This is a genomic window from Streptomyces telluris (genome assembly GCF_024519335.1).
Classification (GTDB): Bacteria; Actinomycetota; Actinomycetes; order Streptomycetales; family Streptomycetaceae; genus Streptomyces; species Streptomyces telluris.
Map to the genome: position 1 here is coordinate 35557 of NZ_JANIID010000037.1, position 16487 is coordinate 52043.

Annotated in this window: 12 protein-coding genes and 1 pseudogene; 10 read left to right on the plus strand and 3 right to left on the minus strand. The window is 68.2% G+C overall.

Going from position 1 to position 16487, the window contains the following annotated elements; all coding sequences use genetic code 11:
- Window positions 1-21: 21 nt before the first annotated feature.
- The 8 genes from NQU55_RS30345 (at window position 22) to NQU55_RS30380 (ending at window position 11860) form a co-directional block, all read left to right on the plus strand.
- Window positions 22-816, plus strand: a complete 795-nt coding sequence (locus tag NQU55_RS30345; RefSeq protein WP_206329409.1) for an MgtC/SapB family protein — start codon at window positions 22-24, stop codon at window positions 814-816.
- 314 nt (window positions 817-1130) lie between these two features.
- On the plus strand, window positions 1131-2315 hold the full coding sequence (locus tag NQU55_RS30350; protein WP_168093337.1) for an IS701 family transposase: 1185 nt from the start codon (window positions 1131-1133) through the stop codon (window positions 2313-2315).
- Between the two features lie 494 nt (window positions 2316-2809).
- Window positions 2810-3028: a hypothetical protein gene (locus NQU55_RS30355; RefSeq protein ID WP_168093338.1), complete on the plus strand. Its 219-nt coding sequence runs from the start codon at window positions 2810-2812 to the stop codon at window positions 3026-3028.
- Between the two features lie 130 nt (window positions 3029-3158).
- Window positions 3159-3965, plus strand: coding sequence for an HlyD family efflux transporter periplasmic adaptor subunit (locus tag NQU55_RS30360; RefSeq protein ID WP_168093339.1), 807 nt, complete (start codon window positions 3159-3161; stop codon window positions 3963-3965).
- Window positions 3962-6166, plus strand: a complete 2205-nt coding sequence (locus tag NQU55_RS30365; protein ID WP_256791532.1) for an NHLP family bacteriocin export ABC transporter peptidase/permease/ATPase subunit — start codon at window positions 3962-3964, stop codon at window positions 6164-6166. The genes NQU55_RS30360 and NQU55_RS30365 overlap by 4 nt, the downstream gene beginning before the upstream one ends.
- Window position 6167: 1 nt before the next feature.
- Entirely contained in the window at window positions 6168-9035 is a 2868-nt protein-coding gene (locus tag NQU55_RS30370) for an NHLP bacteriocin export ABC transporter permease/ATPase subunit (RefSeq protein WP_168093340.1), read from the plus strand.
- A 215-nt stretch (window positions 9036-9250) separates the two neighbouring features.
- Window positions 9251-10900 carry an N-6 DNA methylase family protein gene (locus NQU55_RS30375; protein WP_256791533.1) on the plus strand — a complete coding sequence of 550 codons (1650 nt, stop codon included), beginning with the start codon at window positions 9251-9253 and terminating at the stop codon, window positions 10898-10900.
- A 246-nt stretch (window positions 10901-11146) separates the two neighbouring features.
- The gene (locus NQU55_RS30380) at window positions 11147-11860 is read left to right on the plus strand and encodes a PaeR7I family type II restriction endonuclease (protein ID WP_168094714.1); all 714 of its coding nucleotides are present in this window, start codon (window positions 11147-11149) and stop codon (window positions 11858-11860) included.
- Between the two features lie 118 nt (window positions 11861-11978).
- Here NQU55_RS30380 and NQU55_RS30385 read toward each other — a convergent pair.
- Window positions 11979-12164 (minus strand): annotated as a pseudogene (locus NQU55_RS30385) (CorA family divalent cation transporter); the annotation flags it as partial.
- 268 nt (window positions 12165-12432) lie between these two features.
- On the minus strand, window positions 12433-14097 hold the full coding sequence (locus NQU55_RS30390) for an AAA family ATPase (RefSeq protein ID WP_168094715.1): 1665 nt from the start codon (window positions 14095-14097) through the stop codon (window positions 12433-12435).
- Between the two features lie 212 nt (window positions 14098-14309).
- Between NQU55_RS30390 and NQU55_RS30395 the strand changes: the two genes are divergently transcribed.
- Both NQU55_RS30395 and NQU55_RS30400 read left to right on the plus strand, forming a co-directional pair.
- The gene (locus NQU55_RS30395; protein WP_168094716.1) at window positions 14310-14459 is read left to right on the plus strand and encodes a hypothetical protein; all 150 of its coding nucleotides are present in this window, start codon (window positions 14310-14312) and stop codon (window positions 14457-14459) included.
- A gap of 177 nt (window positions 14460-14636) precedes the next feature.
- Window positions 14637-15785 carry a hypothetical protein gene (locus tag NQU55_RS30400; protein ID WP_168094717.1) on the plus strand — a complete coding sequence of 383 codons (1149 nt, stop codon included), beginning with the start codon at window positions 14637-14639 and terminating at the stop codon, window positions 15783-15785.
- 49 nt (window positions 15786-15834) lie between these two features.
- Here NQU55_RS30400 and NQU55_RS30405 read toward each other — a convergent pair whose 3' ends face one another.
- Window positions 15835-16314: a very short patch repair endonuclease gene (locus tag NQU55_RS30405; RefSeq protein WP_256791534.1), complete on the minus strand. Its 480-nt coding sequence runs from the start codon at window positions 16312-16314 to the stop codon at window positions 15835-15837.
- Window positions 16315-16487: the final 173 nt, after the last annotated feature.

A 16487-nucleotide genomic window follows, 5' to 3' on the forward strand; every position in this document is an offset into this window, starting at 1 on the left:
TACCGACGAGGAAGGTGGATCATGGTTGTGGTCAACGAGTGGCACATGGCGGCCAACATCGCGGCCGGCCTGGGCTTCGGTGCGATCATCGGACTGGAGCGCCAGTGGCGGGCCCGGATGGCGGGGCTGCGCACCAACGCGCTGGTCGCGGCCGGATCCGCCCTCTTCGTCCTCCTCTCCCAGTACGGCTTCGCCTCCGCCACCAGCACCACCGGCTACGACGGCTCCCGCGTCGCCGCGCAGATCGTCTCCGGCATCGGCTTCCTCGGCGCGGGCGTCATCATGCGCGACGGGCTGAGCGTGCGCGGCCTCAACACCGCGGCGACCCTGTGGTGTTCGGCCGCCGTCGGCGCCCTCGCCGGGACCGGGCTGTACGTGGTGGCCGCCCTCGGCACGGTGGGCGTGGTCGGGGCCAACACCCTGCTGAGGCCGCTGGCGCGCGGCCTCGACCGGGGGCCGCACGGCGGCGCGGAAGTGGCCACCGACTACCACTTCGAGGTGGTGTGCACCGAGCCCGAGGAGGCCCACGTCCGCACCCTCGCCGTCCAGGCCGTCGCCCGCCCCGGCTTCCGCCTGCGCTCGGTCTACAGCGCGGACGCCGAGGCCCCCGGCAAGGTCACCGTCTCGGCCGACCTCACCACGGAGCGCCGCGACGACAGCCTCCTGGAGGAGGCCGTCAGCCGCCTCTCCCTGGAACCCGCGGTCTCGGCCGTCAGCTGGACCGTCCTGCAGGGCCCCGACGACGACGCGGACGACGACTACACGGCGGAGCGCCGGGGCCGGCGCCGGGTGCGGGACTTCTTCACGGGGCGCTGACGACGGCCCCCGGGCGCGGGAACCGGCCTTCCTCGACGAAGAAGCCGCAACGGGTGTTCCGCTTCGATGGCGCCCGGTTCCGTACGGCTCAGGACCGCCGCCGTCTCCCCGCGCACCAGGCCGGCTCCGCCTCGCAGGAGGGGCCCGCGGAGGGCTCGCGGAGGGCCCGCGGAGCCGGCGCGTGCCGTGTCCTTCAAGGGCGGGCCCGGACCGCCCCGTGGCAGAAATTCGTGACTGAAGAAACGGGGCGGCCGGTCGGTACTGTCGCTTCGTGCCGGGCTGCGGCGGCCCGGCGGCACACCGGAGGGGGTCCGATGGAACAGCGCTCGGACGGGCCGGCCGGGCTGCTCCGGCAGCTCAGCCCGCACCTGTTCATGTCACTGCCGAGGAACGACCAGCGGCTGAAGGCCGAACAGTACGTCCAGGGCCTGCTCGCGGCCGAGGGCCGCAAGACCTTGAGCAACATCGCGGCCCAGCTGGGCGGGGAGCCGGCCCAGCAGAGCGTGCACCACTTCATCAGCGGCTCCTCCTGGGGGTGGAAGCCGGTCCGGCGGTCGCTGGCGCGGTACGCGCAGCAACTGGTGAAACCGCAGGCGTGGGTGGTCAGGACCACGCTCATCCCCAAGTCCGGGGCCCACGCCGTCGGTGCCGGGCGGCGCTTCCTGCCGCAGCTGGGGCGGACCGTCAACGCCCAGCAGGCGCTGGGTGCGTGGCTGGTCTCGGAGCGGGCCGGCGTGCCCGTCGACTGGAGCCTGGTCCTGTCCGGGCCCTGGCTGGACGACCCGGTGCGCCGCGCCCGCGCGCACATCCCGGCGGGCGTGGGCGCCGCCACGGTGGGGGAGTACGCCCGTGACGCCGTGCTGCGGGCCCCCGTGCCGTGGGAGACGTCCGCTCTTCCCGTGGTGCTGGACGCGCCCGGCCTCCACCCCGGCGATCTGGTCCGCATGCGCGACGGGACGGACCGGCCCCTCGTCATGCGCATCTGCCGCGAGACCGTCCTGAGCGTGGACGACGCGGCCCTGCCGGGGTGCAGCACCCGGCAGCTGCCCGCTTGGCGGATCGTCGAGTCCATGAAGCGCTTCAGGCGCCGGGCGGAATGGCAGGACCCGCGCGGCGGGAGCACCGCGGGCCTGATCGCGGCCGTGCCCGTGCGGGCCTCCGGGGGCGGCTGCGGCGCGGGCGGCGCACCGGCCCTGCAGGCGCTGCTGCTGGCCGAGTGGGCGGCGGCGGACCCGGGGCCCGTGCGGTTCTGGCTGACGGAGGCCGGCGGCACCGGCGTCCCGCCGGCGCACCTGCTGCGCCTGGCCCGGCTCACCGACACCGTCGCCCGCGACTTCACCGAAGTCTCCGAGCGGGTGGGGATGCCGGACTTCGCCGGGCGCTCCTTCCAGGGCTGGCACCGGCACATCACCCTCGCCTCGGTGGCGCACCTGGCCGTGACGGCCTCCGCGCCGGACCGGGCCCCTGCCGCGCGCACGCTGCTGCAGGGCGTGGCCTGATCGCCGGGAAACACAGGCTTCGGGGACGACGGTGAAACGTCAGCGTTGCGCGAGCGGCGGGCCGCACGGGCGGGCGTGTCCGTGCCCCACCCCCCCGCCCGGCCCCGCACGCCACGTGCCGCACCCGTCACCGAACGTCGTTCCAGTAAATCTCCACATTCTGTGAGTACCGCGGGTAGCCCCCTCGCGCCGGCCCTGGATATGCCGGTTATGCCCGACGCGCTTGATGGGCGTGTGTCCATTTATGTTCCGCGCGGATCATGGCGCCTGTGTATCTGTTACTCGATCCTGTGAAGAACATGTGATGATCATGCGGAGGAATCCGAAAGCGCACCTTCGGAATGAGGCTCCGGGCGTCAATGCGGTTGGCCGCGCCGCCCGTTCGCGTGCTTATATCTGCGGCATCGCGGCGGCTCTTTGAACGGTGGCCGGTGACGGCCGGGCCGACGCGGTCGATTGAGAAACATTCAGACACAAACGAAGGGTGCGCCATCATGCGTGACAACCTTGAGACCCGTGAGATCGCCGACGCCGAGCTGGACGCCGTTTCCGGCGGTGTGAGCATTTCCGGTGGCCTGCTCGGCGCCGTGACCGGCGACGTTCACAACGTGCTGGACACCGTGACCTCGCTGCAGACGGTCCAGGCCGTGCCCGGCGCGGCCGGTCAGGTCGAGGGCATCGTCGGCGTGCGCGCGGGCGTCGCCGGTCTCTGAGAAAACCGCCACCCGTGAATCCCGGAACTCCTCCCCTGTTCCGGGGTTCACGGCTGCCCGAATTCCCGCCGCACCTTTCAGTACCCGGTTATCGGCAGCCGATTCACCGCTGCAGTAGAAGGAATAGTCCGTGCAGTTCCGCCAGCAGGCGCTTTCCAAGCTGCAATCGCCCGAAGAGCTCGATCTGCCCATAGGATTCGCGCGCCCGCAGGGCCGGCTCGTGCTGGCCGTCACGGTCGCCGTCGTCGCCGCGGCGGCTTTCTGGGCGTTCACCGGAACGGTGTCGTCCAGGCTGAGCGCACCCGGCATTCTCACCCGGGCCGAGGGCAGTTATCTGCTGCAGAGCCCGTACGCGGGACAGGTCACCGGAGTCCTCGCGCGCGAGGGCCAGCTGCTGGCGCCGGGCGCCCCCCTGCTGCAGCTCAGCACGGACCGGGGCGAGCGGACGGTGCGCGTCGTGGCCGGCGGGCGGGTCACGACGCTCGTCGCCAAGACGGGCGCGGTCGTCGCGACCGGCGCGGACGTCGCGACCGTCGAAAAGGTGACGAACCCCGACGAGCCGCTGGTGGCCATGCTCTACGTGCCCGGCGGGAGCGGCGGCACGATCCCCGTGGGCGCCCCCGTCGACCTGAGCGTCCAGTCAGTCCCCCGGGAGAAGTTCGGCGTGCTGCGCGGCCGCGTCCAGGCCGTCGGACGCGCACCACAGACCCCGGCGCAGATCGGCGGCTTCCTCGGCGACGCACGGCTCGCCGCGCAGTTCACCCGGCAGGGCAGCCCCGTCGCCGTGCTCGTACGGCTGGAGCGCTCGCCCGCCGCCCGGTCCGGCTACCGCTGGTCCTCGGCGGACGGCCCCCCGTACGCCGTCGACTCCACGACGCCGGTCACCGCATCCGTCCACCTCGCCGACGAGCGGCCCGTCGACTGGCTGCTGCCGTGACCGCCCCGCGCCGCCGCCGCGCCCCCGCACCCGCCCCCCGGGGCCGCACGCCCCGGCCCGTCCGCACCCCCACCGTGCTGCAGATGGAGGCGGTGGAGTGCGGCGCCGCCGCGCTGGCCATGGTGCTCGGCCACTACGGCCGCTTCGTCCCCCTGGAGGAGCTGCGCATCGCGTGCGGCGTCTCGCGCGACGGCTCCCGCGCGAGCAACCTCCTCAAGGCCGCCCGCAGCCACGGGCTGAAGGCCAAGGGCATGCAGATGGACGTCGGCGCGCTCGCCGGCGTGCGCGCGCCGGCCGTCCTCTTCTGGGAGTTCAACCACTACGTCGTCTACGACGGCACGGGCCGCCGCTTCGGCCGCCGCGGCGTGTACGTCAACGACCCGGCCAAGGGGCGGCGGTTCGTCCCCATGGAGGAGTTCGACGACGCCTTCACCGGCGTCGTCCTCACCTTCGAACCCGGCGACGACTTCCGCCGCACCGGCCGCAGGCCGGGCGTCGCCGGCGCCCTGCCCGCCCGCCTGCGCGGCACCTCCGGCACCCTGCTCGCCGCCGTGATCTCCAGCCTCCTGCTGGTGGTCGTCGGCGCGGCGGTCCCCGCGCTCAGCCGCACGTACATCGACACGTTCCTGATCGGCGGCAGGACGTCCCTGCTGGGCGTGCTCTTCGCGTCCATGGCGGCCGCCCTCGTGCTCACCGCGACGCTCACCGCGCTGCAGCAGGCCAACCTGCTGCGCGGGCGCATCATCTCCTCCACCCTGGGCAGCGCCCGCTTCCTGCGGCACCTGCTCCGGCTCCCGGTCACCTTCTACTCCCAGCGCAACCCCGCCGACCTCGTCCAGCGCCTGCAGTCCAACGACGCGGTCGCCGAGACCCTGGCGCGCGACCTCGCCGCGGCCGGCGTGGACGCCGTCGTCGTGCTGCTCTACGCGGTGCTGCTGTGGACGTACGACCCGCAACTCACCGTCGTCGGCGTGCTGATGGCGCTGCTCAACGTCGTGGCCATGCGCATCGTGGTCCGCGTGCGGGCCACCGGGACGCAGAAGCTGCGCGCCGAGAGCGCCCGGCTCACCAACACCTCCTACAGCGGCCTGACCCTCATCGAGACGATGAAGGCCACCGGCGGCGAGAACGGCTTCTTCCGCCGCTGGGCCGGTCAGCACGCGGTCACGCTCGACGTGCAGCAGCGGCTCGGCGTGCCCAGCGCGTGGCTGGCCGTCGTCGCGCCCGCGCTGGCCGCGCTCAACAGCGCCCTGATCCTGATGATCGGCGGCGTGCGGGCGGTCGAGGGCCATCTCTCCGTCGGCCTGCTCGTCGCCTTCCAGGCCCTGGTCACCGGCTTCACCGCGCCGATCACCCGGCTCAACGGCGTCGCCGGGCGGATCCAGGACTTCGCGGCCGACGTCGCCCGCCTCAAGGACGTCGAGAACTTCCCCGCCGACCCCGTCTACGCGCGACGCGAGGCCCCCGCCGGCACCCGCCGCCTCAAGGGCCACGTCGAGCTGGAGGGCGTCACCTTCGGCTACAGCCCCCTCGACGCCCCGCTGCTGAAGGACTTCTCCCTCTCGGTCGGCCCCGGGCAGCAGATCGCGCTCGTCGGCGGCTCCGGCAGCGGCAAGTCCACCGTCTCCCGCCTCATCTCCGGCCTCTACGCCCCCTGGGAAGGCGCCATCCGCATCGACGGCATGCGCCTGGAGGACATCCCGCGCGGCGCACTGGCCGCCTCCGTCTCCTTCGTCGACCAGGACGTCTTCCTCTTCGAGGGCACCGTGCGCGACAACGTCGCCCTGTGGGACCCCTCGATCCCGGACGAGGCCGTCGTCGCCGCCCTGGAGGACGCCGCCGTCCACGACGTCGTCGCGCGCCGCCCCGGCGGCATCCACAGCCGCGTCGAACAGGACGGCCGCAACTTCTCCGGCGGCCAGCGCCAGCGCCTGGAGATCGCCCGGGCACTGGTGCGCCGCCCCAGCGTCATGGTCCTGGACGAGGTGACCAGCGCCCTGGACGCCGTCACCGAGCAGACCGTCATGGACAACCTGCGGCGCCGCGGCTGCGCCTGCGTCGTGATCGCCCACCGGCTGAGCACCGTGCGCGACAGCGACGAGATCGTCGTACTCGACCGGGGCACGGTCGTCGAACGCGGGCGGCACGAGTACCTGGCGGCCGCGCGGGGCGCGTACGCGGAACTGGTCAAGGAGCACTGAGATGACGACCGGGTACTCCTACGCCCCCGCCGCCGATCCGGTGGTGGCGGCCATGGGCGCTCTGGGCGCGCCGGTCGACTGCACGGGCCTGCGCAGCCTGTCGCTGGAAGGCCCGCACGTGCTGTGGCTCGTCGAGAACGGCGAGCTGGACCTGTTCGCCGTCGACGTCGCACAGGCGGGCCACTGGCACTTCCTGGGCCGGCTGGAACCGGGCACGCTGCTGCTGGGCCCGGCGGAGGGCCCCGCGCACACGCTGACCGGCCGCCCGCGGCAGGGCTGCCGGCTGCGCCGCATCGAGCTGGGGGAGCTGTACGCGTACGGCGACATGTGGCACGGCTCGTCCGACGGCGTGCTGAGCCCCTTGGAAGAGGCCTTCGCCCTGGGCGTCGGCCGCGGCCTGCACGTGCTGTACCAGGCGCCGCTGGACAACAACAGGACCGGTGCCGGGAGTGCCGGGGGTGCCGGGGGTGCCGGGAGCGCCGGGGGTGCCGGGGGTGCCGGGAGCAGGGGTACCGACGACGTCCTGTGGATGCAGATCGCCCCGGGCAGCGTGCAGTACGGCGCCGCGTACGAGGGGTACGCCGCCGGGAGCCTCCTCGTCGACGCGGCGATGTGGCAGGGCATGGTCGACCAGCAGTACCGCCTGCTGTACGCCCTCGACCGCTGGATCGAGCAGCTGGAGCGCGCCCACGAGGACCGTACGGCCGCCGGCATCGAGGCGGGCGAGGCCGCACGCACCCAGGCGGACCGGGTGCTGCTCGCCTCCATCGGCCGCTCCGGCAGGAGGTCCCGCGGAGGGCGCGGGGCCGGCGACGACAGTGCGGTGTTCGAGGTGTGCCGGCTGGTGGCCGGAGCGGCGGGCATCGCCCTGTCCGAGCCTGGCGCGGCCTCGCAGGGTCTGACGGACCCCGTCGAACGCATCGCGCTCGCCTCGCGGATCCGCACCCGTACCGTCAGGCTGAGCGGTCGCTGGTGGCAGGAGGACGGCGGGCCCCTGGTGGCCCGGCGCGCGGGGGACGGGGCACCGGTCGCCCTGCTGTGGCGGCGCGGACGCTACGAGGCGGTGGACCCGGCGACCGGCAGGCGGGAGCGCGTGGGGAAGGACGCCGGGTCCTCATTCGAGCCGCGGGCGGTCATGTTCTACCGTCCGCTGCCGGACGTGCCGTTGGGGCCGCTGGGGCTGGTGCGCTTCAGCGTGCGCGGCACGGGCAGGGACCTGCGCGGCATCCTGCTGGGCGGCCTGGTCTCCGTCGCCCTGGGCGCGCTCGTGCCCGTCGCCACGGGGCGGGTGCTCGGCACGTACGTACCCGCCGCCGAGACCGGCCTCATCGTGCAGACCGCCCTGGCGCTCGTCGTCACGAGCGTCGTCTCGGCGGTCTTCATGCTGCTGCAGAACGTCTCCGTCCTGCGCATGGAAGGCCGCATCGAGGCCACCCTGCAGCCGGCCGTATGGGACCGGCTGCTGCGGCTGCCGACGACGTTCTTCACCGGCCGTTCCACCGGCGAACTGGCCGGTGCGGCCATGGGCGTCAGCGCCGTCCGCCGGACGCTGTCCGGCATCGGCCCGGTCGTCCTGCAGGCGGCCACCGTCGGCACCATGAACCTCGCCCTGCTGCTCGTCTACAGCGTGCCGCTGGCGCTGGCCGCCGCCGCCATGCTCACCGTCATCGCGGCGGTCTTCCTGGGCCTGGGGCTGTGGCAGCTGCGCTGGCAGCGGCAGCTGATCAAGCTGAGCAACAAGCTCAACAACCAGGCCTTCCAGACCCTGCGGGGACTGCCGAAGCTGCGCGTCGCCGCGGCCGAGAGCTTCGCCTACGCCGCCTGGGCGCGGGAGTTCGCCCGCACCCGTGAACTGCAACAGCGCATCGGCCGGCTCAAGAACGTCGTCACCGTGCTCAACGCGGTCTGCCTGCCCCTGTGCACGCTCGTGATGTTCATGCTCCTGGCGGGCCCGGCCCGGGGCAGCATGTCCGCCGGGGACTTCCTCACCTTCAGCACCGCCGTCACGATGCTGCTGTCCTCCGTGACCCAGCTGACCGGCGCCCTCCTGTCGGCCGCCGCCGTCCAGCCGATGTTCGAACAGGTCAGGCCGATCCTCCGGGCCGAGGTGGAGGCCCGCGGCGCAAGCGTCCAGCCGGGCGAACTCAGCGGCGCCGTAGCAGCCAGAAGCCTGTCCTACCGCTACAGCGCGGACGGCCCGCTCGTCCTCGACGACGTCACCCTCGACGTGCGCCCGGGCGAGTTCGTCGCCGTCGTCGGCGCCAGCGGCTGCGGCAAGTCCACCCTCATGCGCCTGCTCATCGGCTTCGACAAGCCCGCCTCCGGCAGCGTCCTCTACGACGGCCAGGACCTCGCCGCCCTCGACCGGCCGGCCGTCCGCCGCCAGTGCGGCGTCGTCCTCCAGCACGCCCAGCCCTTCTCCGGCTCGATCCTCGACTGCATCCGCGGCGCCGGCGACTTCACCCTCGAAGAGGCCTGGGAGGCCGCCGCGACGGCAGGCCTCGCCGACGACATCAAGGCGATGCCCATGGGCATGCACACCATGCTCTCCGACGGCGGCGGCACCGTCTCCGGCGGCCAGCGCCAGCGCCTCATGATCGCCCAGGCCCTCATCCGCAAGCCCCGCATCCTCTTCCTCGACGAGGCCACGAGCGCCCTGGACAACGAGGCCCAGCGCGTGGTCATCGAATCCACCCGGACCCTGCGATCCACACGCATCGTGATCGCCCACCGCCTGTCCACGGTCATGGACGCCGACCGCGTCATCGTCATGTCGGAAGGCCGAATAACCCAACAGGGCCCCCCGGCCACCCTCCTGTCCGACACCACGGGCCTCTTCCACGAACTGGTCAACCGCCAGCTCGGGTGACTCCCTGGCGCGATATCAGCCCGGCCTGTCACTCTTGCTTTGACCGAGACGCTCTTGAAACCGATCGATGTTGTCCCCCTCTGAGTGACCCTGCATCCTTAACTTCACAATCCCGCGGCTGGCGGCTGTAGGTGGCGCCCGCCAAGGGTGTCGGGTTGCCAGGGAAACAGCCGGCCCGAGACGGCCAAGCTCGTTCGGGCGCTAGGCTGACCCCTGTGCCTCCCCTCACTCCGATCAGTGCCGTTACCGATGCCATTCCTGCTCAGGCTGTAGAGAACGGCGAAGTTTACACCCGTCGATGGGTCGTCGACATGATTTTGGATTTGGTCGAATACACCCCTGACCGTGAACTCGACCAAATGAGGATCGTCGATCCCGCGTGCGGAGCTGGCGCCTTCCTTTTGGGCATCACAGAGCGCCTCAGTGCCGCATGTCGTAAGCATGGGCGTGAGTTGCCGGAGGAGGGTATCTACGCTCGGGACCTCTTGGGCCGCAATGTGGAATCCAGCAGGGTTGCTGTCGCCGACGCGCTGATTGAAGACGGTTGGGAGCGATCTCGGGTTGAAGAACTCGTCCGTCTCTGGATCCGTCAAGGTGATTATCTTCTTGATGAAGAGTGCCGGGCGGACTTCGTCGTCGGAAATCCTCCGTACATCCGCCTGGAAGATGTCCCGGATGGTCGGATGAAGCTCTATAGAAGCAGTCACCCGTCCATGATCGGCCGGTCTGATATCTATGTCGGGTTCTTTGAGCGCGGCCTTCGATCCCTCGTGCCGGATGGCAGGCTCGGGTTTATTTGCGCCGACCGCTGGATGAGGAATCAGTACGGCAGGGAGCTGCGAAGGATCGTCGCCGAGAAGTACAGCATGGAATTTGTGGCGACGATGCACGATGTTGATGCCTTCGAGGAGCAAGTCTCGGCATATCCGGCTGTTACTGTCCTACGGAATCGCGAGCAAGGCCGCACCGTCGCTGTTGAGACCAACAAGTCTTTCGGTCCCGGCCAGGCCGATGAGCTGCTTCGCTGGGCTTGTAACTCCGGTCCAGAGGGAGTGGCTACCTTCAGCTACCAGGCGGCACGCTTGCCTCACTGGTTCTCGGCTGAGGACTCGTGGCCGTCAGGCAGTCCGGCCCGTCTGGCGCTTCTGGAAGACCTCAACGATCGTTTTCCCGTCCTTGAGGAAACCCGGACCAAGGTTGGTATTGGGGTGGCGACCGGGGCGGACGCTGTGTTTCTCACGAAGGATGAGAACGTCGTAGAAGGGGACCGACTCCTTCCTATGGCGATGGTGAAAGACGCGAGAAGTGGCCACATGGATTGGCAGGGAACCTACCTCGTCAATCCATGGGATCGCTCGGGTGAGCTCGTTGATCTGGAGTCGTACCCAAGGCTAAGGGCTTATTTTGATCGACACCGAGAAGTTCTAGCCGGTCGTTATGTCGCCAAACGCCAGCCCGAGCGTTGGTATAAGACCATCGACAAGGTTGATGCCGAGCTGGTTGGTCGCCCCAAGCTTCTTCTCCCTGACATGAAGCTTACTATTCACCCTGTTTTGGATGAGGGTGGATTCTATCCTCACCACAATCTCTATTATGTGGTGTCGGATGCTTGGGACCTGAAGGTCCTTGGCGGTCTTCTGCTCTCACGAGTGGCGCAGATGTTCGTTGAAGCGTACGCCGTCAGGATGAGGGGCGGAACACTACGTTTTCAGGCTCAGTACCTAAGGCGTATCCGTGTCCCATATCCGAGTGCTGTGAGTGAGGTCGATGCGGAGGCATTGGCTATGGCGTTCGATCGTCGTGATGTGGAGTCTGCCACCGAGGCTGCCCTGAGGGTCTACGGGATCGAGAGCATTCCGGACTGACGGCCTCTGAGCGAGAGGGGTGGACCACCATTCTCTCGGGGCACTCCAAAGGGATGATTTGGGGAATTTTAGATAAAAGACGCCTACCCGCCCGGATAGGGTTAATTAACTTTTGTCTACCCCTGGTGATCCCGAGGTTCGGGATGCCTTAGCCTAGTGGTCGGCTTCGGTCGGCAAGCTGCGATACGGGCATGGCGCTTGCATTCGAGGTTCAACTCGTCCCATGAATAAGCCTAGGGGGGCACCATGGAAGAGCAGTTTGAGGCAGCGGTTCGCGGGTTCTGGGAAGTGCGTGACCGGCAAGCCGCCAAGCAAATCGCGAACGGCTCGCAGGATGCGGGTACGCGTGGGGCCGTCACCGGTGGTGCCCACCTTGACGCTCTGACTCGGCTCGTTGTCCACCACTTTGTGGAGAAGCTGGGATTTCCTGAGTCTTCCGTTTGGTTGGGGAAGAAAGCGGAGCTGCCCGGGTATTATCGACCGACGAAGCAGTGGGACCTTGTGGTGAAGGAAGGCGATCAACTGGTCGCCGCCATTGAATTTAAATCACAGTCGGGGTCATTCGGTAATAACTTCAATAACAGAACCGAAGAAGCGATTGGCAGTGCTGTTGACACGCGGCGCGCAATCAGTAGGGGGCTTCTCGGTGAGGCTCGCCCCTGGCTGGGCTATGTCTTCCTCCTCGAGGACGCGCCTGGCTCTACGAAGAATTCGCACAGGGCCTTCAATCCTAGGTTCGAGGTTGACAACGCGTTCAAGGGGAACCCTTCTTACGCAGACCGTTATCAGGTGCTGTGTAAGCGGCTTGTCGAGGATGAACTCTACGATGCCGCATGCTTCGTGCTCGCGCCCAAAGACCCCGAGCTTCCCATCAGTCAGCCTGACTCCGCTCTTTCCTTCCGCAACTTCATCGAGTCGCTCACTCGACATGTGGAAAGCGAGCCCGGCCTCCAGGGGTAGGGGTCGGAGGACGCTTAGCGGCCTCGGTGTATTCTCCCCGGATTCTCCCCAGAGGTTGGGAGTCGTCCTCGGCAGCATTCGCGTACGCGAAGTCGATCAAGGGGTTGCGCCCTCGCTGCTACAGCCAGTCGCGTCGTTTGAAGATGAAGTACAGGCTCGTGCACACCGCTGCCATCAGCAGGATTGCGAACGGGTAGCCGAATGCCCAGTGGAGCTCCGGCATGTAGTCGAAGTTCATGCCGTAGATCGTGCCGACCAGGGTCGGGGCGAAGAGGATGGCGGCCCAGGAGGAGATCTTCTTGAAGTCGTCGCCCTCGGGGCGCTGACCTGCGGGAATCGACTGGAAAGGCCCTCTGACCTGCGGCGATCCGCCTTTCCGGCTCTTTCGCCGTGCTGCCTGTTGGTACGGCCGATCCTCCCCAGCCGCTCCCCGACGGGCTTCATTCTCCCCAGATTCTCCCCAGCTGAGCAGGTGGCTCAGGTGATGGGGCTGTGGTCGGGAGAGAAGACCGGTACCGGTGTGTACGTTGCGCTACGTATTTGATCACCTTCCAGCTGGTCAATGCGCGGCTTCACCCTGGCACCACCACGGGCAGTAGCTCGCCGTCTCCGAGATGCAACCAGCCCCGGCCGAGAGTGATCGGCTGGCCAGCGATGGAATGGCCGATTCTGATGCCGATCACATCGCCAGTGCTCTGCTCCTGTGGGGACAACAGGAGACCGCGATGGGCCTTCTTCGTCTCCTCGAGCCAGCCGAAGCCAAACGGAAGCTTGTCTTCGCAGCAGCCCACCACCAGGGCGGTGCCCTCCTCGAATCCGTGCTGCACCAGGCCCTTGAGTAGGCCTCCTGCGTCGCACTTGTGGAGGGCTTCCACGTCGTCGATCACCACGACGACCGGTTCTTCGGGGGATGCCGACGCCAGGACTGCCTCGAGTTCGTCCGACCCGATGTCCTCGCGTACGAAGCAGGCCACTACGCCATGCTGGCCGTCAAGTTCTCGCAGTGGGGATGCTTTGGGGGCGGCCAGCACGACTCGGGTACTGGCGGCGAGCAGAGCGCGTGCGACGTTCACCAGTGCCGTGGATCGTCCGGATCCGGGTGGCCCCGCCACGACGAACGCTGGAGCAGTCCCAGTTGCGAGGTCGGGCCCGTATGCGTGCTGCTCCTCTGCTGCGACCCCGGCGAGTGCCCACAACCTTGGTGTCGTCGCATCCCGCATCAACCACGCCTCGTCGAAGCTGATCCGGGCTGGCAGAGCCTCGAAGTGGCGCTGTGCTTGCAGCGCCTCATGGGCTGCCTCCCAAAGCCCGAGCAGGAGGACGTGATCTTCAAGCCCTAGATGCGCTACGTGGGAGAAGGCGACGACCGCCTGACGACGTGGCAACTCGTCCCGCGTGTACCAACGGATCCAGTCGTCTGACGAGACACCCGTCTGTGTCTCTAGGTTGGTGAAGGACCACTGCCGTTTGATCCTGTGCTCGTGGAGGAAACGGCGCAGGCTGACCAGCTCATGCCGCGCCGGTGAGGGCTCCACCTCGAACTCCCTGCTCTTGACCCCGTAGAATGTTGCGTTTGCCGGCCTGCGCTCGGCCACCGCATCAGCCAGCCTGACGAAGCCCTCACCACGGCGCACGACGCCCAGGAAGATCCGGAGTGCATCCTTGTCGTCCCAGAGAGCCTGCGCAGCATTGATGATCAACCCCTTGAGGGACTCCTCGGCGTAGTTGATGCGAGCAGAGGCCTGGTCTGCGTCGACGGGCGCCTCCGAGTCGGCCGACGGGTCTTGCTCCGTTTGTTGGTGGTCGTCTCCGATGCCCTGCTCCGGCTGCCCTTCATGTGGCTGAGCAGAATCCTTCGTTTCGTCGTGGGATGCAGCGGCTTCGGCTGGCGGTTGTACCGATGCTTGCGCGACTGTCTCGTCGAACGCTTGCTTCCAAAGGTTCTTGAATCGGCTGACTTCACGTTCTGCGTCGCTGTGACCCGCATCTTCAGACAGGACCGCGACGATGAGCTCCAAGCGACCCCATCTAGGGAGATCTGGTCGCTGGAAGGTGTTCAAGACGGCTTGATGGTTCACGATCCAGTACTCCTGAGCATCCTTTCCGATCCGGTTGCGAATGGTTCGCGCAGACGGGAGTCCTGCGTCCAGACGTAGGTCGTGCAGCTCGTCGTTGAGCTTCATGAGCCCCGGGCGATCCCGCAAATCGGGCTTCAACCAGGATTGGACGCTCGCCATGTGATCTCCTCTCGCCGTCCTGTGTCAGGTCCTGTCAAACAGATCTAGCGCCTGTTTCGTGCGAGATCCCCGGCTTTCGGCCGAGATCATGTAAGGCGACGGCGAATCTTGGCCGAAGCCGTCAGAGGGCGTCACAGGTCGTCAAGGCCCTCGGTGAGGGGCCCACGCTGGGTTCACATCCCGGTTCCCTCCCGCACGGAAGGCGAATGTTCATGGAACACGTGAGTGTGCGCGTTGCTGTCCTCCTGCTGATCGGTGTTCTCATCACCGGCCTCACTTTGTTTGCACCTGAAGCAGGATCCGCTGTCGTGGGCGCCGCCACGGTGGTGACCCTCCTCGCCGAGCTCACGGCCCGCAAGTGAACTTCCCCGTTCGCTGTCAGCAAGGGCGCAGGCAACGGCTTCGCGTTCCCAGACGTGGAGCGGCGACCAGCCCAGGAGCGCGCGGTGGGCATCAGCCGTGGCCTCCGTGGAGGTGGCGCGTCACGAACGAGTCAGATCCCCCTCCTCGCCTTCGTACCGTCTGGCAGGCTCAGGCTCGTGACGTACGCAGTGACTGTAGACATCTGCATCCCGGAGGGCACTCCGGAGATGGACCCGCTTCAGCGCGCCGGCGCCGTGGCTCTGATCGAGAGCGGCTTCGACTCGGTCGAGGGCATCGACGGGCCGGACGGCATGGAGGTCGACCTGCTCGACACGATCGTGGCCGTGTATCCGGGCGGGGCACTGCTCAAAGTGTTCGTCGATGCTGAGGCGCTCGAGTTCGCGGAAGACGCGGTCCGGGAAGTCGTGGCCGAGTTGCTGGAACGCTCCGAACTGCTCGCGGACTGGAAGGTCGAGCGGTGCGAGGTCGAGCTGCACCCGGAGCTCGCCCAAGAGAGCCTCGCCGGGGCTGACGGCCCGGACGTTCCTCCGGACGATCCTTCGGCCAGGAAAGCACGCCATACCGAACCCTCCGCAGTGGCCGAAGAAGGTGAGTACGACGCTCGGGCGAAGGCCGAGGAAGTGCGTGCCCAGATGCTCGTACTGGCGGACGAGCTGCGTTCCTTTTCCCCCGTAATGTTTGGTGTGCCCGAGGGCCTGGAGGACGAGGACGGCGAAGACTGCGGATTCGCCGTATCGCCCGAGGACGCCCAGCTGGCCGCCGGCGCCCTGGTCTACGCGACCGACGTCTTGGTCGATGAGTTGTTCGACGACGTGCACACCCTGGAAGAGGAGGAAACCACTGTCGGGGAGTGTGAAGGCGCGTTGTGGCACTTGGAGGACTTGCCCGAGAGGTACGCCCTCCAGTACGGCGTCCGCTTCGCCCGCCGCTTCTTGGTGACCGTGATCTCCATGACCACTCGTTTCACGAACGGCAGCTTCGACCAGCTGAGTTGTATCGCCGAGGAACTGGCTCTGAGACTGCTGTTGCGCCAAGCGAGCGCCAACCTGGAGCTCTTCGGGCTCCTTGACGAAGGCGTCTCGGCTGCCCTGGACGCCTTCGCCGACAACGTCTACGAAGACATGGACCACGAGTGGCTGTACGACGGTTCGATGGATGGTATCGACGAGGACGCGGTCGGCTCGGCACTGGGAGTGGCGCCCATGGGGTTCGGCGCTTGGTTCACGCCGTTCAACAAAGGTAGGTACGTGCATCCGTCGGCGGCAGACGAGCCGGACGCCGCATTGGGAGCCCCGCCGACCTGACCGGGAACCAATCCGTCGTCGACCGCGGCAGTGCTGTTCCTGGCCGGAGTCACTCGTTGACGTTCTGAGCCTCCAACCGTACGGCTAGGGGGTGGTTCCGAGTGGCGAGGGCGGCCGTTACCCTCCGGACAGCGCCGTCCACGCTTTCGTGCTCCCAGATGCGCAGCGGCAGCCAGCCCAGGAGCGCAAGGTGGGCGTCGGTCTCCTCGTCGCGGCGGACGTTTCCCTGAAGCTTCTGTCGCCACCATGCGGAGTTGTGCGCCGGGGCGCGCAGGTGCCGCGGGCACGCGTGCCAGAAACAGCCCTGGACGAACACCGCGGTCCGCCACCTCGTGAAGGTGACGTCAGCGCGGCGGCGCGGCATTCCAGGGATGGGCAGGTTCACGCGGTAGCGGAAGCCCAATGCGTGAAGGGCACGCCGCAGCGCGAGCTCCGGCGCGGTGTCCCGGCTGCGTTGGGCCGCCATCACCTTTCGGGCATTGGCGTCCCGCGGCGTCGGCACGCCCTGGTGACTGTCGCTGGTCTCCACGTCGGGACAACTACTTCGTGCTCATTCGGTGACCGCCTGTCCGCCGCTGTCGTGTACGACCCGGACAGCCCGACCGCGGTGGCGGCGCCGGTGATGTGCCCATGAGGAGTGATTCGAGCCAACCCAGTCGAATTTGATCAAACGGTGGCCCGCGTCCTCGTGGTTCGGCACTA

Excerpts from the sequence above, each read along its gene's own strand:
- NQU55_RS30345 (WP_206329409.1), top strand. The coding sequence starts at position 22 with ATGGTTGTGGTCAACGAGTGGCACATGGCGGCCAACATCGCGGCCGGC.
- NQU55_RS30350 (WP_168093337.1), top strand. The coding sequence starts at position 1,131 with ATGGAACAGCGCTCGGACGGGCCGGCCGGGCTGCTCCGGCAGCTCAGC.
- NQU55_RS30355 (WP_168093338.1), top strand. The coding sequence starts at position 2,810 with ATGCGTGACAACCTTGAGACCCGTGAGATCGCCGACGCCGAGCTGGAC.
- NQU55_RS30370 (WP_168093340.1), top strand. The coding sequence starts at position 6,168 with ATGACGACCGGGTACTCCTACGCCCCCGCCGCCGATCCGGTGGTGGCG.
- NQU55_RS30380 (WP_168094714.1), top strand. The coding sequence starts at position 11,147 with ATGGAAGAGCAGTTTGAGGCAGCGGTTCGCGGGTTCTGGGAAGTGCGT.
- NQU55_RS30390 (WP_168094715.1), bottom strand. The coding sequence starts at position 14,097 with ATGGCGAGCGTCCAATCCTGGTTGAAGCCCGATTTGCGGGATCGCCCG.
- NQU55_RS30395 (WP_168094716.1), top strand. The coding sequence starts at position 14,310 with ATGGAACACGTGAGTGTGCGCGTTGCTGTCCTCCTGCTGATCGGTGTT.